The organism is Salinimicrobium oceani, assembly GCF_012037645.1.
In genome coordinates, this window is the sequence record NZ_JAAVJR010000004.1 from 322,322 (window position 1) to 340,746 (window position 18,425).

18 protein-coding genes are annotated in these 18,425 nt (G+C 41.7%); 6 read left to right on the forward strand and 12 right to left on the reverse strand.

Annotation, left to right across the window (positions count from 1 at the left end; translation table 11 throughout):
- Positions 1–75: 75 nt before the first annotated feature.
- From HC175_RS09425 to surE, 4 genes are read right to left on the reverse strand one after another with little or no spacing between them, the layout of a single operon-like run.
- Positions 76–627 (reverse strand): C40 family peptidase, encoded by a 552-nt coding sequence (locus tag HC175_RS09425; protein WP_168138233.1) that lies wholly within the window; start codon positions 625–627, stop codon positions 76–78.
- Complete coding sequence (gene lpxB, locus HC175_RS09430) at positions 624–1,739, reverse strand: lipid-A-disaccharide synthase (RefSeq protein WP_168138234.1); 1,116 nt, start codon at positions 1,737–1,739, stop codon at positions 624–626. The genes HC175_RS09425 and lpxB overlap by 4 nt, the downstream gene beginning before the upstream one ends.
- A 1-nt stretch (position 1,740) precedes the next feature.
- Positions 1,741–2,022 (reverse strand): hypothetical protein, encoded by a 282-nt coding sequence (locus HC175_RS09435; protein WP_168138235.1) that lies wholly within the window; start codon positions 2,020–2,022, stop codon positions 1,741–1,743.
- A complete protein-coding gene (surE, locus tag HC175_RS09440; protein WP_168138236.1) occupies positions 2,015–2,797 on the reverse strand; it encodes a 5'/3'-nucleotidase SurE in 783 nt (260 codons plus the stop codon). Before surE ends, HC175_RS09435 begins: the two co-directional genes overlap by 8 nt.
- A 147-nt stretch (positions 2,798–2,944) precedes the next feature.
- Between surE and HC175_RS09445 the strand changes: the two genes are divergently transcribed.
- A complete protein-coding gene (locus HC175_RS09445) occupies positions 2,945–5,077 on the forward strand; it encodes a carboxy terminal-processing peptidase (RefSeq protein WP_168138237.1) in 2,133 nt (710 codons plus the stop codon).
- Between the two features lie 367 nt (positions 5,078–5,444).
- Here HC175_RS09445 and rodA read toward each other — a convergent pair whose 3' ends face one another.
- From rodA to purH, 6 genes are read right to left on the reverse strand one after another with little or no spacing between them, the layout of a single operon-like run.
- The gene (rodA, locus tag HC175_RS09450) at positions 5,445–6,695 is read right to left on the reverse strand and encodes a rod shape-determining protein RodA (protein WP_168138238.1); all 1,251 of its coding nucleotides are present in this window, start codon (positions 6,693–6,695) and stop codon (positions 5,445–5,447) included.
- A 5-nt stretch (positions 6,696–6,700) separates the two neighbouring features.
- Complete coding sequence (mrdA, locus tag HC175_RS09455; protein ID WP_168138239.1) at positions 6,701–8,569, reverse strand: penicillin-binding protein 2; 1,869 nt, start codon at positions 8,567–8,569, stop codon at positions 6,701–6,703.
- Positions 8,566–9,075: a rod shape-determining protein MreD gene (locus HC175_RS09460; RefSeq protein ID WP_168138240.1), complete on the reverse strand. Its 510-nt coding sequence runs from the start codon at positions 9,073–9,075 to the stop codon at positions 8,566–8,568. The genes mrdA and HC175_RS09460 overlap by 4 nt, the downstream gene beginning before the upstream one ends.
- Positions 9,068–9,895: a rod shape-determining protein MreC gene (gene mreC, locus HC175_RS09465; protein WP_168138241.1), complete on the reverse strand. Its 828-nt coding sequence runs from the start codon at positions 9,893–9,895 to the stop codon at positions 9,068–9,070. Before mreC ends, HC175_RS09460 begins: the two co-directional genes overlap by 8 nt.
- A 9-nt stretch (positions 9,896–9,904) precedes the next feature.
- Positions 9,905–10,933 carry a rod shape-determining protein gene (locus HC175_RS09470; protein ID WP_097055686.1) on the reverse strand — a complete coding sequence of 343 codons (1,029 nt, stop codon included), beginning with the start codon at positions 10,931–10,933 and terminating at the stop codon, positions 9,905–9,907.
- A 39-nt stretch (positions 10,934–10,972) separates the two neighbouring features.
- A complete protein-coding gene (gene purH / locus HC175_RS09475; protein ID WP_168138242.1) occupies positions 10,973–12,499 on the reverse strand; it encodes a bifunctional phosphoribosylaminoimidazolecarboxamide formyltransferase/IMP cyclohydrolase in 1,527 nt (508 codons plus the stop codon).
- A gap of 147 nt (positions 12,500–12,646) precedes the next feature.
- Here purH and HC175_RS09480 point away from each other — a divergent pair, with 147 nt between their 5' ends.
- Both HC175_RS09480 and HC175_RS09485 read left to right on the forward strand, forming a co-directional pair.
- The gene (locus tag HC175_RS09480; protein WP_168138243.1) at positions 12,647–13,900 is read left to right on the forward strand and encodes an ABC transporter permease; all 1,254 of its coding nucleotides are present in this window, start codon (positions 12,647–12,649) and stop codon (positions 13,898–13,900) included.
- A gap of 47 nt (positions 13,901–13,947) precedes the next feature.
- The gene (locus tag HC175_RS09485) at positions 13,948–15,261 is read left to right on the forward strand and encodes a serine hydrolase domain-containing protein (RefSeq protein ID WP_168138244.1); all 1,314 of its coding nucleotides are present in this window, start codon (positions 13,948–13,950) and stop codon (positions 15,259–15,261) included.
- A 90-nt stretch (positions 15,262–15,351) separates the two neighbouring features.
- On the opposite strand, the gene HC175_RS09490 is transcribed toward HC175_RS09485, so the two are convergent.
- Positions 15,352–15,807 carry a GAF domain-containing protein gene (locus HC175_RS09490; protein WP_168138245.1) on the reverse strand — a complete coding sequence of 152 codons (456 nt, stop codon included), beginning with the start codon at positions 15,805–15,807 and terminating at the stop codon, positions 15,352–15,354.
- 86 nt (positions 15,808–15,893) lie between these two features.
- Between HC175_RS09490 and xrtF the strand changes: the two genes are divergently transcribed.
- Positions 15,894–16,451: an exosortase family protein XrtF gene (gene xrtF, locus HC175_RS09495; protein WP_168138246.1), complete on the forward strand. Its 558-nt coding sequence runs from the start codon at positions 15,894–15,896 to the stop codon at positions 16,449–16,451.
- Positions 16,435–16,875 (forward strand): exosortase F system-associated membrane protein, encoded by a 441-nt coding sequence (locus HC175_RS09500; protein ID WP_168138247.1) that lies wholly within the window; start codon positions 16,435–16,437, stop codon positions 16,873–16,875. Before xrtF ends, HC175_RS09500 begins: the two co-directional genes overlap by 17 nt.
- 3 nt (positions 16,876–16,878) lie before the next feature.
- Here HC175_RS09500 and HC175_RS09505 read toward each other — a convergent pair whose 3' ends face one another.
- Complete coding sequence (locus HC175_RS09505; protein ID WP_168138248.1) at positions 16,879–17,826, reverse strand: NmrA/HSCARG family protein; 948 nt, start codon at positions 17,824–17,826, stop codon at positions 16,879–16,881.
- A gap of 171 nt (positions 17,827–17,997) precedes the next feature.
- Here HC175_RS09505 and HC175_RS09510 point away from each other — a divergent pair, with 171 nt between their 5' ends.
- A complete protein-coding gene (locus HC175_RS09510; RefSeq protein ID WP_438865925.1) occupies positions 17,998–18,396 on the forward strand; it encodes an HYC_CC_PP family protein in 399 nt (132 codons plus the stop codon).
- The last annotated feature ends 29 nt before the right edge of the window (positions 18,397–18,425 follow it).

Here is an 18,425-nt window from a genome sequence, read left to right on the forward strand (position 1 = left end):
AATAATACCAGGGTAATACGTATAATGGCCGTGTTCAATTAATTACTTGTCAAGGATTTACACCAAGGTAGTAATTTATAAAATGCGGCGGGCCATGACAAAGTGATCTCGCCAGTAATTCTCGTCTAGTCGCGATATGATCACGCCGCGAGAGGTGCTGGAGTGTATGAAGAAGATGTGCTCCTGGTCAAGCTCCACCACAAGCCCCACATGGTTAATGTTTTTCTTGCGCCTATCGGTAATAAAGAACAGGAGATCTCCTGTTCTAATCTGGTCCAGGCCCAGTTCCTGCCCCAATAGGGCCATATCGCGGGAGGAGCGGGGTAATTCAATATTTCTTTGTAAAAAGGTTGTGTAGACAAGGCCAGAACAATCCATTCCCTCGGGAGTAGTGCCGCCGTATTTGTATTTGGTGCCTAAAAACTGAAGAGCATGATCAATAAGTTGGAAGCTCGTCTCGTTTTCCTCTGTCTCTATCTCTTTTTCGATTTCAGCAAAATCTGGTATGTTGGCAAAACCGGTTTTTTGAACTTCTGCAGCCGGGGAAGCTGGTGTGATGTTCTTACGGGCCCCACATGAGCTTAGGCTTAAAACAAGCAACGGAAGTATATATCTCCAGGCTCTCATGAAGAAATCTTTTGATAAATAAGCTTTGCAGTTTTTTCACTTGCGCCTTTGCCTCCCAGCTTTTGCTCCAGTTCGTAATAATCTGAAAATATCTTTTTTCTGTGATCTTCAGAAAGTATTCTGGAAAGCTCTTTTTTGAGGCTTTTGTGATTAAAGTCGTTCTGGATCAATTCTTTCACTACTTCTCTTTCCATGATGAGGTTCACCAGGGAGATATAGTCAAGGTTTATTACCCGCTTTGCAATTTGATAGGAGATGAAATTACCTTTGTAGCAGACTACTTCCGGAACTTTTAAAAGCGCGGTTTCGAGAGTGGCGGTACCCGAAGTGACCAGGGCAGCGGTAGAGATCTCCAGCACGTCATAAGTTTTGTTCATTACCAGGTGCACATTTTTCTTTTTTATAAAACCTTGGTAGAATTCCCTATCCTGGCTGGGCGCACCGGCTATGATGAACTGGTGGTCCTTAAAATCATCTGTAATGCTCAGCATGATCTCCAGCATTTTAGAGATCTCCTGTTTTCGGCTACCGGGCAGCAAGGCAATGACCGGCCGCTCATCCAGTCCGTGATCAAATTTAAATTTCGCTATGTCTACCGGAGTTCGTCCTGCAATTGCATCAATTAGCGGATGCCCCACAAAATGTACGTCGTACTGGTGCTTTTTTTCATAGAAGTCCTTTTCGAAGGGCAGGATCACGTACATTTCATCCACATCGCGCTTTATGTCTTTAATGCGATTCTCTTTCCACGCCCATATTTGAGGAGAAACATAAAAATGAGTCTTATAACCTTCTTTCCTGGCCCACTTTGCAATGCGGAGATTGAATCCAGGATAATCCACAAAAATGAGTACATCTGGATTCCACGAACTTATGTCCTCCTTGCAAAAGGAAATATTCCTGAGAATGGTGCGCAGGTTCATTATGACTTCCGCAAAACCCATAAAAGCGAGATCGCGATAATGTTTCACGGGAGTTCCGCCTTCTGCTTCCATAAGATCTCCCCCCCAGAACCTGAACTGAGCTTCAGGATCAATTTGCTTTAGCGCCTTCATAAGGTTGGCTGCGTGAAGATCTCCGGAAGCTTCGCCTGCAAGAATGTAATATTTCATACTAACCCAGCTTTATGATTGCTATAACTAGAGCCGCAAGTATTGAGGCCATTAGCACCCCACGGGCACGGTAGATTCTTTCTTTTTTGAGGAAAACAAAAAATGGTAGAAAATTAAGGATCGCCCCAGCAGTGATAAGAGTTCCCATAAAATCCCCTTTGAGGGATTCCTGCAAAGTAGCAAGAACTGGAAGTTCAGAAAATATGAGAATATAGATCAACATCCCAAGCAGGTTGGTGCCAATTCCTGTCAAAAATCCTATCAAGATCTCTTTTCTAATCATTCAAATCCCAGGTATTTAGATCTCCAAGGAACTGGTGCGCGGTGAGATCAAATTGAACAGGAACAACAGATACATACCCCTTGGAAAGGGCAAATTCGTCACTGTCTTCTCCCTCATCTTCATTAATGAATTTCCCGCTAAGCCAGTAATAATCGCGCCCTTGTGGATTCGTTCTTTTATCAAACTCTTCTTCCCAACGGGCATTGGCCTGGCGGCAGACTTTAATTCCTTTTATTTCAGATTCCTTTAATTTCGGCAGGTTGACGTTGAGCACAACTCCTTTTGGTAATCCATTCTTGAGTACCTGCCTGGTGATTCGTTTCACGAACTTCTTGCAAGGCTCAAAATCGGCATTGAGCGAATAATCAAGCAGTGAAAATCCAATTGCGGGAATACCTTCAATTCCTGCTTCTACAGCAGCACTCATGGTTCCCGAATAGATCACATTTATGGAGGAATTGGAGCCGTGGTTGATCCCGCTTACACAAAGGTCGGGCTTTCTGTGCAGGATCTCCTGGGTTGCGATCTTCACACAATCGGCTGGAGTTCCAGAGCAACTGTACTCCTTGTGCTTATAGGTCTCTTTCACGGTGATTTGGTCGCAAAAGAGCGTATCACTAATGGTTATCGCATGTCCCATTCCGCTCTGTGGACTATCGGGCGCCACCACGATCACATCTCCCAGTTGTTTCATTACATCAATAAGTGCCCGAATTCCCGGAGCTGTTATTCCGTCATCGTTGGTTACTAGAATGAGCGGTTTTTCCTGAGACATTTTGTGAATTTTTTATGGTTGCTAAAATAAATTAAAATCTTGAGGAAAGCCTTATATTCGTAATTTAACAAAAAGAAGAAAAACTATAGAAGTTGGCATAGTTTTTACTGTAGTACGGGTATACTAATGATGAAAATACATAGCATAATGAAAAGGAATTATAAACTACTGGTGCTGGTGTTGCTTTTTGCTGCGGCATCGTGCAGCTTTACCACTAAAACCTTCAATGATCCCAATAAAGACAAAACTTTAATTGAGCTCATTTCCTATGTGTTGAAGAATGGACACTACGATGCCAGGGAGGTTGACGATTCTTTTTCTGCTGAAGTTTACAAAGATTACCTTGAAGCCATTGACCCACTGAAAAGGTATTTTTATGCGAGTGATATCGAGGAATTCAAAAAGTATGAATCTTTGATCGATGATGAGATAAAAAACAGTGAGATCAATTTCTTTGACCTTACTCACTCTCGACTTGTAGAACGTATGGCTGAAGCTGAAAAAATGTACAAAAAGATCCTGGAAGAGCCTTTTGATTTCAGTAAAAAAGAAGAGCTGGACACAGATTACAGCAAACGGGGCTTTGTAACGGATAAAAAAGAGATGGAAGAAAGATGGAGAAAGCAACTTAAATTCTCTGCGATCTCCAATTATTACGATAAAAAGATGGAACAGGAAAGGGAAGTAAAAAACAACCCTGACTATGAAGTGAAATCTGATACTGAGCTGGAAAAAGAAGCCCGGGAGCTTACAAGGAATTCTCTTGAAGAATATTTTGATTTCAGCGATGACCTGGAAAGAAAAGATTGGTTTTCTGTTTATGTCAATGCTATTGTAGAAGAATTTGATCCACACACTTTCTACTTTGCTCCACAAGACAAAGATAGATTTGATATGGCTATGAGCGGGAAACTGGAAGGTATCGGCGCGAGGCTTCAAAAGAAGAATGATAATGTAAAGATCGTGGAAGTGATCTCTGGTGGACCTGCCTGGAGAGGGGAAGAAGTGGAAGTAGGAGATGAGATCATTAAAGTGAAGCAGGAAGATGAAAAAGAAGCGGTAAGTGTGGTAGGAATGAGACTCGACGATGCGGTAAATCTTATTAAAGGCCCTAAGGGTTCAAAAGTGACGCTTACGCTTAAAAAGGTAGACGGGACGATCAAAGATGTAAAGATCACCAGAGATGTGGTTGAAATCGAAGAGACCTATGCAAAAGCTGCAGTGGTAGAGAAAGATGCCCGAAAATATGGAGTGATTAACCTTCCGAAGTTCTACTTTGACATGGAGAACTATTCCGAAAGGAACGCAGCTTCCGATGTAAAGAAAGAGATCATTAGACTTAAAAAAGAAGGAATGGACGGTCTTGTTCTTGACCTTCGAAACAACGGAGGGGGTTCTTTAAAAACTGTAGTTGATATTGCCGGACTGTTTATTAAGGAAGGACCCATCGTACAGGTGAAATCCAAGCTTGATGGCCAGGAGGTCTTAAAGGACAATGATCCTTCAATCCTTTGGGATGGTCCTCTTGTGATCCTGGTAAACGAACTTTCTGCATCTGCTTCAGAGATTCTTGCAGCTGCCATGCAGGATTATAAAAGAGCAGTGATCATAGGAAGCAAACAAACCTACGGTAAAGGCACGGTTCAAAATGTGCTGGATCTTAACCGTTGGGTGAAGAACAGTGACCTAGGAGATTTAGGAGCTTTAAAACTGACTACTCAGAAATTCTACAGGGTGAACGGTGGTTCTACACAGCTTGAGGGCGTGAAAAGTGACGTTGTAGTGCCAGATCGCTATTCCTTTATTGACATTGGTGAAAAGGATATGGAGAATCCACTGCCATGGGATCAGATCCAGGCGGCTTCTTATAATGTCTGGGATGGCTACATAGATTTTGAAGGAACTTTGGCCAATAGCCAGAAGAGAATGGAAAATAACAGCCATATAGATCTTATAAGAGAGAATGCCGAATGGATTAGAGATCAAAGAAATAATACGGTATTCCCTCTCAATTACGAAGATTACCGAAGAGAAATGGAAGAAAACGAGGAGCAGGCGAAAAAATTTGATCAGATATCTGAATACCAGTCGAACCTTAGCTTTCAGTCTTTACCATATGAGCGAGAACTATTTACTGTAGATACTGTGCTGGCACAGAAAAGAGAAAGATGGCACGAAAGCCTTAGCAGTGATATTTATATGGAAGAGGCGGTACATGTACTGGAAGATATGAAGATGAACAACATCAAAAAATCTGGCGTTGCCAATATCAAAAATTAAACCCTGAGAATTGGGGTGTCAAAAAGGGCTTTTTAGAGGCCCTTTTTTTTTGTGCCCAATTTAACCATAGTTTTTCTGGAGAGAGGGTGTAAAGTAGTAATATGGATCAATCAAGCAGCGGAATTAAAACTCTGATTCTTTCTTCCGACAAAATCTTTGTCCTTTAGATATCGTATTCCGTTGATCCCGAAGTGAAGAAAAACCGGATAGACGAGCGTCCTTTTATTTAAAATAGAGAGTTAGGGATTGGCGGCTTATCTGCTTTCACCCATAATGAATTACTACTTATTAATAATGGACCGAGATCTCGAGACCCACTGCGAATGCTCACTACTCAATACTCACTACTTAATACTAAATAGAAGCTCTACCAAAAGGACATCCTGTCGGCATCAAGTTTGATGAAGATAAAAAGGAGGATGGTGAAGCCCCACAATCCTGATCCCCCGTAGCTAAAGAAGGGCAGAGGAATACCCACGGTGGGGAAAACGCCTATAACCATTCCAATGTTTACCAGGAAGTGTACGAAGAGAATTCCGGCGACGCTGTAGCCGTATACCCGATTAAATTGGGATTTCTGTCTCTCGGCCATATGGATGATGCGCAGCATAAGAAGAACGAAGAGGAGAATGACCACAGTACTGCCTACGAAGCCCCATTCTTCTCCTACGGTACTAAAGATATAATCTGTGTGCTGTTCCGGAACAAAATTACCTTTGGTCTGAGTGCCCTCGGTCCAGCCTTTTCCAAACCAGCTGCCGCTTCCAATAGCGATTTCACTCTGGTTGGTGTTGTAGCCTATGCCCCGGTTATCTACTTCCTTCCCCAGCACAATATTAAAGCGGTCCCTGTGACGCTGCTCGAACACATTTTCAAAAACGTAATCTACAGAAAATGATATCGCCACTGCCAGCAGAAGTATACTTAGGTATGCAATGGCACCGGGCCTCTTCTTCTTGCGGAAGAAGTAAAGGAAGATTACTAATATAGTTGCACCTATCGAGACCCACAAAGGAGTAAAGACTAGCGTAAGGACGAATACAGCTATACCTATGGAGCCTGCAAGCAAGTAAATTCCTGAAAGGCCTTCGCGGTACAATGGGAAAAAGAAAGCAGCATAGACCATAGCACTACCAGCATCAGGTTGAGGTAAAATGATCAATGCAGGAAGCGCAATGATAATTAGCGCTTTAAATTGATCTCCAATGTTCCTGATATTGGTTTGAATATCACTTACAAATTTGGATAAGGCCAAGGCCGTTGCCACCTTTGCAAATTCTGCCGGTTGCAGCGTAAAACTCCCAATGGCATACCATGAGGTTGCACCATTGATCGTTTTTCCGAAGAAAAAGAGTCCGAGTATAGATATGAGCGAAATAATATAGATCACACTCGAAAAGCGTTCATAGAACTTCGCTTCCAGGGAAAGGAGAATGATGATCAGAAATACACTCAGAATAATAAAAAGCATCTGCTTTCCATAGATTTGATCAAGATCAAAAAAGGAGGTAGCAGCATCATCAAGTGAAGCGGAATAGATGTTGACCCATCCAATGAGCACTAGTAAAATATAAATGAAAATGGAAAGCCAGTCGAACTGGGAAATTGTTTTAGACATAAATTTTACTGGTTTATTCTAAATGGTTCCCCGCTATAAGGCTTTGCATATTCTTCTTCTAAACTATGGGTAAGGATCCAGGACTCCATGTCCTTTCGAGTAATTTCGCCTTTTAGGTATTTCTCTATCATAAGGCCTGCGATACGACCTGCGTAGCGTCCACCCCAATATCCATTCTCCACAAAGACCGCAAGGGCTATCTTAGGGTTATCTACCGGAGCAAATGCAATGAAAATAGAATGGTCTGTTAACTGGACGCGCTTCCCATTAATCTTTGTGAAGTTTTCTGCAGTTCCGGTCTTTCCGGCAATTTCGATTCCGGGAACTTGTAAGGCCGAAGCGGTACCAGCCTTGTATACCTGGTGCATTCCCTCAATCACCGGCCCAAAATGTTCAGGATCAATGGTCGTGATCTTCTTTTCTGTATACTCTTGCTGTTTTATAGGATTTCCTTCTATTTCCTTTAGAATGTGCGGTGTATAGAACCAGCCTCTGTTTGCAATGGCAGCAGTCATGTTTGCAAGCTGAATTGGGGTCATTAAAACCTCACCCTGTCCTATGGCATTTGAAAGGGTGGCTGTTGAAAACCATTTGTAGGTGGGGTAATTATAGATGGCATTATAATACTTGGAAGTTGGGATCTTTCCGGGACGACCTGTAGAAAGGTCAGAGCCCAGGTAATCTCCCAGGCCAAAGCTTTTCAAGTGATTTGCCCAATTGTCTACGCCTTCCTGCGGGGTAGGATATTTTTCGACAATTCTGCGATATACATTGGCGAAATAAGCGTTACAGGATTGAGCAATTCCGGGAATCATATCTAACGGACTGGCATGTGGATGGCAACCCATTTTTCGGCCTCTTCCGTAGAAGTAACCTCCATGACAAGAAAACCTGTCGTGCGTATCTACAACTCCTTCCTGTAAGCCGATAAGTGCATTGACCACTTTGAATGGAGATCCCGGCGGATATTCTGCAAGTAATGTACGATCATACAATGGCTTCGCTATCGTATCATAGTACAGCTTCGTGAAATTCGCAGAGCGTTTTCTGCCTACTAACTGGGCAGGATCATAATTTGGAGCGGTCACCATTGCCAGGATCTCACCAGTTGCTGGCTCGATGGCAATGATCCCCCCACGTTTATTCTCCATTAACAGCTCCCCGTATTTTTGCAGCTCGGCGTCAATGGTAATAGTAAGGTCTTTTCCCTTTTTTGGAAGGGTATCGTAGATCCCGTCCTTGTATGCTCCTATATCACGGTTAAACCTGTCCTTCTGAATATATTTAACTCCCTTTATGCCTCTTAATAGTTCTTCATAATAACCTTCTACCCCTTGTTTTCCTATCAGGTCACCGGAAAGGTAATATGGATTTTCATTGACAATTCTCTGGTTTACTTCGGTAATGTATCCTAAGACGTTTGCACCGTGTTCTGTATAATAATCCCGTAAGGACCGCTTCTGAATATAAAAACCTTCATATTTCCGCATTTTCTCTCCCAGATAAGCGTATTCGCTTTTGGTTAGCTGCGGAATTACTACCGACGGTAACCTTGGAGAATAGATCTTTGCCTTGTCCAGGCGCTCGACCAGTTGCTGAGGAGTAATACTTAGAATGTTGCAGAGTTCGGTGGTATCGAATGGCTTCAGGTTTCGCGGAATGACCATTACATCATATGATGGTTGGTTGGAGACCAGAAGCTCTCCATTCCTATCGAAAATAAATCCCCGCTGGGGGTAATCATATACTACTTTGATCGCGTTATTTTCAGAAAGACCAACAAAGGAATCATCCAATACTTGCAAATAGAAGAGGCGGGCAAGGAAGATCAATCCTGAAGTAACAACAATAAGGTAAAGTAGAATTTTTCTCATCTCGAAGATTTCCTTTTAAATAATGCTAGCGTTATGAACACCAGGATTATTGTAAATATTGCAGAAAAAAATGTTTTCTTAAGAAGTAGCAAGAAATGTGCAAAATTGAAAAATTCGAGTAAAAAGAGTATAAAATGATGGACCAGTACCAGGATCACTACATAACTAATTCGGGAGCCGGGCTGTGTACTTGAGAATTTAATAGTTTGATAATCATAGCTAACTCCAAAGGAGAATCTTAGAAGGACAGGCCTAATATAAGCGGCAACGAGACAGGCAGCAGCATTTATTCCGCCGCTGTCTTCGAAAATATCGACGCCCAGCCCAAGAAGAAAACTTAAAAAAATAAATAAGGTCTGGTTGCCATTGAATGGATATAACACCAGGAACAGCACATACAGGTATGGGTTGATATAACCCAGAAAATTGATATTATTGAGTAACAGCACCTGTAGTAATAACAGGACTATAAACCTCAATATGTTAGTGAGAACTACGCTATTCATCTTTTGAAAGGTCTTGAAGAGCCCTTATCTCGGCCTGTTGTGTATTCTCTATAACATAAACATAGCCAATATTGGTCATGTCATTAAAAAGCTGAATATTGATCTGGTAGTAGCTTTCGCTTTGATCCAGGGAATAGTCCTTTACAAACCCTATTGGAAGTCCTTTTGGAAAGATCAAAGAACGCCCTCCGGTAATGATGGTATCTCCTTCGGCGATTGGTGCGACAGAAGGTACATCTGTCAACTGCACTACATTAGGATCTTCTCCGTTCCATACAAGGCTTCCAAAATGATTGGATTTTTTCAGCTGGGCGTTGATCCTCGAATTGGAGTTCAGAATTGAAATTACGGTGGAATAATTGGGGGAAACATTTTCAACGATTCCCACGATACCTTTACTTGTTACTACTCCCATATCCCTCTCAATTCCATCTCGTGCTCCACTCTTCAAAGTGAGGTAATTATCGACCTTTGCGTAATTATTGTTGATCACCTCTGATGCTCTGAAGATATAACTGGCATCAAATGTAGAAGTGTCTGTATAGGATTTAACCTTTAGGGTATCCTCATAAGAGGCTAATCGTGTTCGCAACCTTTCATTTTCCTCCAGAAGTCTTAGGTTGTACTGCTCTAAATTAAAGTAGCTGTTAATATTGCTGGTCCAGCTGTAAATACCTCCGCTAAGAAAATTTGCAGAACTTATAAAGTTACTTTTTTGATAGGAGTGAGATTGAATGGTCAAAAAAAGGGAAAAGGTTAGCAGCAATAAGAATAGAATATTGTTCTTATTGCGAATAAGAAAATTTATTATTTGCTGCATAAGCTACTCCTACTTTATCAAGATGCCCTTGTATCTATGAAGGGTTTTAAGGCATATTCCCGTCCCGCGCACTACTGCCCGTAATGGATCTTCGGCAATGTATACCGGAAGATCTGTCTTCTGTGATAATCTTTTGTCCAGGCCTCGAAGCATAGATCCTCCCCCGGCTAAATAAATTCCGGTATTGTAGATATCGGCTGCAAGCTCTGGAGGAGTTTGAGAAAGTGTTTCCATCACCGCATCTTCGATCCTGAGGATCGATTTGTCCAGAGCCTTGGCGATCTCCCTGTAAGAGATGTTCACCTGTTTTGGTTTTCCTGTAAGCAGGTCACGCCCCTGAACATTCATTTCATCTGGTGGTACCTCAAGATCTTCGGTAGCGGCACCAATCTGAATTTTTATTTTTTCAGCAGTACGCTCCCCTACATAGAGGTTATGTTGCGTACGCATGTAGTAAACAATGTCATTTGTGAATACGTCTCCCGCGATCTTTACAGATTTATCACACACAATTCCTCCAAGTGCAATCACTGCAATTTCGGTAGTACCACCTCCAATATCTACGATCATGTTTCCTTTTGGCTGCATGATATCCACACCAATTCCAATTGCTGCTGCCATTGGTTCGTGAATAAGGTAAACCTCTTTTCCATTCACCCTTTCGGCACTTTCCTTTACTGCACGCATCTCTACTTCGGTAATTCCCGAAGGTATACAAATCACCATCCTGAGGGCAGGCGTGAACATTTTCTTTTTAAGTGCAGGAATTTCCTTGATAAACATGGTTAGCATCTTTTCAGATGCATCAAAATCGGCGATTACTCCATCTTTAAGAGGGCGAATCGTTTTGATGTTTTCATGGGTTTTCCCTTGCATCATCGCAGCTTCCTTTCCAACAGCAATTATTTTGCCGGTAGTGCGATGACGGGCCACAATAGACGGACTGTCCACTACAACCTTGTCATTGTGGATAATAAGCGTGTTGGCAGTTCCTAAATCTATAGCTATTTCTTCGGTGAGAAAGTCGAAAAATCCCATGTTAAGTCAATTAATTGAGGTTTGGTAAATGTAATAAAATTAATGTTTAAAATGTCTTGTGCCGGTCATTACCATAGCAAGATTATTTTCATTGCAATAGTCTATACTCAGTTGATCCTTAATAGATCCTCCTGGTTGTATTACAGCGGTAATTCCTGCATTTCCGGCAATCTCCACACAATCGGGAAAAGGGAAAAAGGCGTCACTGGCCATTACGGCTCCTTTAAGATCAAAGTCAAAGGCTTTTGCCTTGTCAATACTCTGTCTCAAAGCATCCACGCGGGACGTTTGGCCTGTGCCACTTGCCAGTAACTGATTGTTTTTTACCAGTACAATGGTATTTGATTTGGTATGCTTGCAAATTCGAGAAGCAAACAACAGGTCAGATAACTCTTTGTCTGTAGGTTTATTGTTTGTGGCAAACGTTAAATCTTCTGTAGCATCTGTTTTAGAATCCTTGTCCTGAACCAGAACTCCATTAAGGCAGGTACGAACCAGTTTTTCGGGAAGAACAGCTTGTTTTTGAATTAAAAGCACCCTGTTTTTCTTTCCTTTCAGGATCTCAAGTGCTGCTTCCGAAAAAGAAGGAGCAATGACTACTTCGCAAAAGAGTTCATGGATCTCTCCTGCAGTAGCCTCGTCAATTTCGGTGTTGCTTATCAATATTCCACCAAAAGCTGAAACCGGATCACCCGCTAGTGCAGCTTTATAAGCCTCAACAAGTGTTTCTCTTTGCGCTAATCCACAGGCATTATTATGCTTTAAAATGGCAAAGGTCGGGGCTTCGTTCTGAAATTCCTGCATCAGGTTTACAGCGGCATCTACATCAAGGAGATTGTTATAGGAAAGCTCCTTGCCGTGAAGTTTATCGAACATTGCGGTAAAGTCGCCGTAAAAATGGCCTTTTTGATGAGGATTCTCACCGTATCTTAATTCTAGTCCGCCGTTGTAGCTTTCTTTATAGGAAAGCTCTTCTTCATTGAGGTAATTAAAAATTGCAGTATCGTAGTGGGAAGAAATATTGAATGCTTTCGCAGCAAATCTCTTTCGATCTTTTAAACTTGTTTTCCCATTGCCTTCGGAAATTATTCCAAGAAATTCTGAATAATCTGCTACTGAAGAAACGCAGATCACATCCTGGAAATTTTTGGCTGCTGCTCTAATAAGTGAAATTCCTCCTATATCGATCTTCTCAATAATGTCTGCTTCCGAAGCGCCTGAAGCAACTGTTTTTTCAAACGGGTAAAGATCCACGATCACAATGTCAATTTGCGGGATCTCATATTTTTCAAGCTCGGCTACATCATCTTTATTCTCACTGCGGTTCAATATTCCTCCAAACACTTTAGGATGCAGGGTTTTTACCCTTCCACCTAAAATCGATGGATAGGAGGTGAGATCTTCAACCGGCACCACATCAATTCCGAGATCTTTGATAAATTTCTCGGTTCCTCCTGTAGAATAGATGGTGATTCCCAGCTCATTAAGTTTCTGTACTACAGGCTCCAGGCCTTCTTTATTAAAAACTGAAATAAGTGCAGATCCAGCCGATTTTAAGTCGCTCATTATGTTGGTTTTGTTGAGGTTCCAAAAGTAACCATTTCAGCACAAAATATAAATCCTGTACCTTTTATTTCTACAATTATTTTGTAACGAAAAATTAAAGCTGACGTCTTATGGAGTACGGGTCTATAATATCCAAGAAAAAGGTCTATGTTAATTTATCTTCGGGTTCTGAAAGAAAGCTTCTTTTTTGCTATCAATGCACTAAAGAACAATAAGTTGCGAACCATGCTCTCACTTCTGGGAGTCACCATTGGAATTTTCTCCATCATCGCCGTTCTTGCGGCGGTAGATTCACTTGAAAAGGAAATAAAAGGCAGCCTTAGTGCCCTCGATAACAGTACAATTATTCTCACCAGGTTTTCCTTCGGGCCTACCGATATTCCGCAATGGAAAAGGCAGCAGTTTCCCGATGTGACCTATGAAGAGTATGAGTATCTAAATCGTACGGTACCAAATACCGAGGCTATGTCTTATGCTCTTAATGTTCCGCCAGAGTCAATTAAATTCAATGACAAAACTGCTTCAAATGTAGGGGTTGGTGCAGTTTCGGCGGAATATTATGATATTGAAGCCCTGGAAATAGAAGAAGGCCGGTTTTTCAACATGGCCGAATCTGTAAGCGGAAGTCCGGTAATTGTGCTGGGCCACGACGTCTATGAAAACCTGTTCGGAAACGCAGATCCTATGGGAGAACAGGTACGCCTGTATGGCCGAAAATTTACGGTGATCGGGGTCTTAAAGAAAAAAGGGGCCGGCCTTTTTGGAGGAAGCCATGACACCAATGTGTTTCTTCCGGTTAATATTGTGCGACGTATCTATGGAGGTAGTAACAGAGGTACCTTTCCACAGGTGATCATCAAGCCCGAAGAAGGTGTTGATAATGCCGAATACATCGCCTACCTTTCACAGCAACTTCGCAACTTCAGAGGGCTTAAAAGGCAGGATGTCAATAACTTTTTTGTGAATCAACTACAGGGCTTTGCAGATTTTATTGATAATATGACCAGCCAGATGAATTTCTTCGGATTGATCATTAGCGGTTTTTCTCTGCTCGTTGGAGGCTTCGGAATTGCTAATATTATGTTCGTTAGTGTAAAGGAGAGAACCAGTCTTATTGGGATCCAGAAGTCGCTCGGAGCGAAGAACAAGTTCATACTTTTTCAGTTCCTGTTTGAGGCAGTAATCCTATCGGTCATTGGCGGATTAATAGGCTTATTTCTTGTTTGGGTAGTCTCCTTGATCGCGTCTCAGTTCACAGGGAATTTTGAATTTATTTTATCCCCATGGAACATGTTTATTGGTACGGCCGTTTCAGCGGTCATTGGATTGATCTCGGGGATCGTGCCTGCAATTTCCGCATCTAAACTAGATCCTGTGGAGGCAATACGCACGGGGATGTAATTTTCTTTTGGCGGTTTATATTGTTTGACTTTTAAAGCGAGAACAAAATGAAAATATTTTCCACCTTCCTTACTTTATTCCTGGTTTTCTCTTTAGGAGCCCAAAGCTTTGATAAGCAGAAAATGGACAGCCTTTTTAAAGTTGTTGAATTCAACAGCAAAGGCATGGGAGGAATAGCTATTCACCGAAATGGAATGCCTGTCTATCAAAATAATATCGGCTTTGCTGATATTTCCAGCAACATTCAAGCTCATCCTCACACCAAATACCGCATTGGCTCAATTTCCAAAACCTTTACAGCAGCTATGATCCTTCAACTGGTGGAAGAAGGGAAACTAAGTTTAGACACGCGATTATCGGAGTTTTATCCACAAATCCAGAATGCTCAAAATATAAGTATTGAAGATCTGTTAAGGCATCAAAGTGGTCTCTTCAATTTTACTGATGATGAGGCTTACAAAGAATATATGGAGCAACCAAGAACAAAGAAGGAACTGCTGCAAATCTTTAAGAAACAGGATCCTGTCTTTGCCCCAGGTGAGAAAAACGAATATTCCAATACAAACTACGTCCTGCTTTCCTTTGTTCTTGAGGATGTGGAAAAACAATCGTACGCTGAGGTGCTAAAAAAGCGAATTTTGAAGCCTCTCGGTCTAAAACATACCGGATACGGAGGAAAGATCGATTCCGAAAGATCTGAAGCTTATTCCTATATAAAGAAAAAGGACTGGGAACCGGCCAGCGAGACAGATATGAGTATCCCGATTGGAGCCGGGGCTTTGATCTCCACACCTTCAGATCTTAACCTGTTTTTTACAGCACTTTTCAAGGGAAATATTGTGAAGCCGGAAAATCTGGAGAAAATGAAAACCCTCAAGAATGGCTACGGCATGGGACTTTTTAGCTATCCTTTCAACGATAAGTCCTTTTATGGACATACTGGAGGTATTGACGGGTTTAGTGCAATGAGCACCTATTACCCAGAAGAAGATCTGGCTATGACCTATATCTCTAACGGAACCGATCTTTCTCCTAATGATATTGCTATTGGCGCCCTTAGTATTTACTGGGGTTTGGACTATGCGATCCCTTCCTTTGATTCGTTGGATTTATCAACAGAAGAACTGAAGAAATATGAAGGCACCTATGGAAGTGAGACCTTTCCTTTAAAGGTGAAGATCTTCGTGGAAGATGGAACGCTTATGGGGCAGGCTACCGGCCAGCCAGCGTTTCCCCTGGAAGCATATGACGAAGACAAATTCCAATTCATCCGCGCCGGACTCCAACTGGAATTTTCTCCGGAAGAAGACAAAATGATCTTGTTGCAGGGCGGCAATACATATCAGCTCAGCCGAAAATAGTGTTCAGCAGTAAAAAAAGAAGGGTGCCAAAAATGTCATTTTTGGCACCCTTCTTTTTTTATCCTCTTTATTTTGAACTCTTTTTAGGATCTAAAGGATCTCAGCTACTTTTTCATTTACAAATTCCAGAAAACGTTCGTCTTCTTCGGTAAATGGATCTGGAACATTTGAATCTATATCGATCTGCCCAATATTTTCTCCATTCTTGAAGAGTGGTACTACGATTTCAGCTTTCACATGAATGCTGCATGCAATGTAATTATCCTGAGCGCTTACATCGGGAACCACAAAATTCTTGTTGGAAACAGCTACCTGTCCGCAAATACCTTTTCCGAAGGGAATTATGGTATGATCTGTAGGTTCTCCGGCAAAGGGTCCCAGTTTAAGTTCATTCTTGTCTCCGTTCTTGAAATAGAAGCCTACCCAGGTGTAATAGTCAACTTCAGCTTTTAGAAGTTCACAAAGACTGGTGAGGCGATCTTCTACGGAAGCTTTATCATTAGCGAGGATCAATGCTACCTCGTTTCTCAAATTTTCAAATGACATTGTTTATTTTTTGAGCAAAAGTATTTAAAAATTCAGCTTTCCGAATCGTTTTAAATAAATACTTTTGATGAAACCATTAGCAAGATTTGCGCCGTCTTCTTCAGAAATATTCCCCGGTAATCCGATTCATTTTTACCTTTTTAGGCACCTATCTTCTGCTGGCATTTCTGTATAATATCTATTTGCAAAACTTTCATTCCTCCACCTATTATCCAGATTATCTCACCCATCTCGTAGCCTTACAAAGTGAGGCCGTGGTTTCTTCTCTTGGGTATGAAGCGCAGCTTAATTCCGGTTATCCCGAATTGACAATGCATCTTATTGTAAATGGCAAATTTGTGGCTCGAATAATTGAAGGTTGTAATGCGATGAGCATCATCATCCTCTTTGTTTCTTTTATGATCGCGTTTGCCGGAGGATTAAAAACCACGCTTATATTCACTGTTGCCGGGGCAGTGGTGATCTACGTCACAAATATCTTGAGGATAGCCTTAATGTCAATTGGGATCTATGAATATCCCTGGCATGCACATTTCTTGCATACCATAGCCTTTCCTCTGGTGATCTACGGGGCGGTTTTCCTCTTGTGGGTGCTGTGGATTAGTATTTACTCAAAACAGATAGGATATGAAAGCAGGCATTAAGCTCATCACGATAGGAGTTCTTGTTGGCCTGCTGGCGCTCGTAAGGCTTTACGAGTACAGGTTCTTTTACGATCCATTTATGTACTTTTTTGAAGTGCGATATGAAGCAGGAGAAGGAATAGATTTCCCAGCCTATATGTTTGTCAATGTTTTGTTGAGATTCCTGCTCAATACTTTGATCTCCTTACTCATCTTATATGTTGCTTTCAGAAATACCGGTATTCTCAAATTCTCAGCCCTCATTTATTCCGGCTTCTTCATTGTTCTTTTCCCTCTCTTTATTTACCTGATGCATCATGTGCAACCAAATGATTATCTGGCTGCATTCTATGTGAGAAGATTTTTAGCACATCCGGTTTTGATCCTGCTCCTGCTGCCTGCCTTCTATTACTATAGGCTTCAAAAAGGGGATATTAAGGACTAATCCTTATACCTGGATCCTTTCCTTGTTTTTCTGTAGCCAGGGTTTGAATTGCAGAAGATCTGGATCAAGTTGCCTGGTGTTCTCAACATCCCTTGCCTTACAATAGTCTTCTTCAAAATCGGCTTTAAACTGAAACATATTTCCCAGGTCATCGGCACCGGGGAAATCAAAACTTCGGTAGACTTCTGGTTTTACGGCATTGTAATGCACCTTTTTGCCGTATACATTCGAGAAAGTTTCGGCCATTTGTTCTCCGGTGAGATGTTCTCCGGCAATTCCAACCTTTTTATTCTGGTATTTTTCACCTGCCTTAAAAATTCCCAGCGCACTTTTTCCAATATCTTCGGCTGCAATGCCGGGTAATTTTTTGTCGGCCATTGGAAAGGTGATATAGAGTTCTCCATCTTCCCCTTTTTGAGGTCCCATTCCGAAAGTGATGAAATTGTCCCAGAAGAATGAAGTGTGCAGTAGCGTATAAGGAACCCCGCTATTTTCAAAATACTTATTTGATTCCCCCTTGGCGTCAAGATGAGGTACCTTATATGCCTCCATGAGGGTGGGCATCCTGTTATCTTCGAGTGGAATCCATTTTCTGGTATCCTCAAGAGTAGACCAGATCACATGTTCAACTCCTGCTTCTTTTGCAGCCTCTGCCAGATTTTTTGCCTGTTGCTTCTCTTTTTCAGGAGAGAAATGTTCCCAGAAGAACGTGACACAAAATGCACCGTATGCTCCTTTAAATGCCTTTACAAGGCTGGCTTTGTCATCAACATCTGCCTCAACGACTTCAGCTCCCTTTTGTTTTAACTGTTGGGATTTTTCAGAATTCGAATTTCTTGTGATGGCTCTCACTTTAAAGGAACTATTCGGGTCATTTAGAATGGCATCTGCAAGGCCACCGCCCTGCGCTCCGGTTGCGCCCACTACGGCGATAATCTTCTGTTCTTTCATTATTACGGCTTATAACTTGTTATGAATCATAAAGTTAGCGTTTGTAAATGTGAAATGTTTGCCAAATTTTAACTTTGTGAGATAATGGTAAAAGTGAAGTCTGCTACTGCTCAATACCAGTTTTTTAATGCTAAGTAGCAGATATTTAAAAAATATATACCTTTGTCTTCTGTGAAAACTTTTTTTCAAAACTCGGGATCTCTGTTAATGGCGCTTTTGGTGCTGTTTTCCACTATGTCCTTTACTGTAGATAAACACTTCTGCGGAGAGGTCCTGGTGGATCAGGCTGTTTTTTCTGAAGCGAAGACCTGCGGAATGCATTCCGATGCGGCTACTACTGCTGAAGATGACTGCTGTGATGAGGAAAAGGTTTTTGTGGAAGGGCAGAAGGAACTAAAGATTTCTTTTGACGATCTTGATCTGGAGCATCAGGTTTTTATCGCTTCATTCACCCTGTCTTATGCTGCAGTTTTTGAAGGAGCAGCACAGGCCGAAGTTCCCTTCTTTCATTATACACCTCCCTTGCTCGTCTACGACATACATTTGCTCGACGAGACTTTCCTTATTTGATTTTTGAATTGATTTTTAAACCCTGCATG

Bases quoted from the DNA above. Each gene is read 5' to 3' on its own strand.
- HC175_RS09500 (WP_168138247.1), top strand. From the start codon at position 16,435: ATGAAAGCAGGCATTAAGCTCATCACGATAGGAGTTCTTGTTGGCCTG.
- HC175_RS09460 (WP_168138240.1), bottom strand. From the start codon at position 9,075: ATGAATAGCGTAGTTCTCACTAACATATTGAGGTTTATAGTCCTGTTA.
- mrdA (WP_168138239.1), bottom strand. From the start codon at position 8,569: ATGAGAAAAATTCTACTTTACCTTATTGTTGTTACTTCAGGATTGATC.
- HC175_RS09425 (WP_168138233.1), bottom strand. From the start codon at position 627: ATGAGAGCCTGGAGATATATACTTCCGTTGCTTGTTTTAAGCCTAAGC.
- HC175_RS09470 (WP_097055686.1), bottom strand. From the start codon at position 10,933: ATGGGATTTTTCGACTTTCTCACCGAAGAAATAGCTATAGATTTAGGA.
- HC175_RS09505 (WP_168138248.1), bottom strand. From the start codon at position 17,826: ATGAAAGAACAGAAGATTATCGCCGTAGTGGGCGCAACCGGAGCGCAG.
- purH (WP_168138242.1), bottom strand. From the start codon at position 12,499: ATGAGCGACTTAAAATCGGCTGGATCTGCACTTATTTCAGTTTTTAAT.
- lpxB (WP_168138234.1), bottom strand. From the start codon at position 1,739: ATGAAATATTACATTCTTGCAGGCGAAGCTTCCGGAGATCTTCACGCA.
- mreC (WP_168138241.1), bottom strand. From the start codon at position 9,895: ATGCAGCAAATAATAAATTTTCTTATTCGCAATAAGAACAATATTCTA.
- rodA (WP_168138238.1), bottom strand. From the start codon at position 6,695: ATGTCTAAAACAATTTCCCAGTTCGACTGGCTTTCCATTTTCATTTAT.
- HC175_RS09445 (WP_168138237.1), top strand. From the start codon at position 2,945: ATGAAAAGGAATTATAAACTACTGGTGCTGGTGTTGCTTTTTGCTGCG.
- surE (WP_168138236.1), bottom strand. From the start codon at position 2,797: ATGTCTCAGGAAAAACCGCTCATTCTAGTAACCAACGATGACGGAATA.
- HC175_RS09490 (WP_168138245.1), bottom strand. From the start codon at position 15,807: ATGTCATTTGAAAATTTGAGAAACGAGGTAGCATTGATCCTCGCTAAT.
- HC175_RS09485 (WP_168138244.1), top strand. From the start codon at position 13,948: ATGAAAATATTTTCCACCTTCCTTACTTTATTCCTGGTTTTCTCTTTA.
- HC175_RS09435 (WP_168138235.1), bottom strand. From the start codon at position 2,022: ATGATTAGAAAAGAGATCTTGATAGGATTTTTGACAGGAATTGGCACC.
- HC175_RS09480 (WP_168138243.1), top strand. From the start codon at position 12,647: ATGTTAATTTATCTTCGGGTTCTGAAAGAAAGCTTCTTTTTTGCTATC.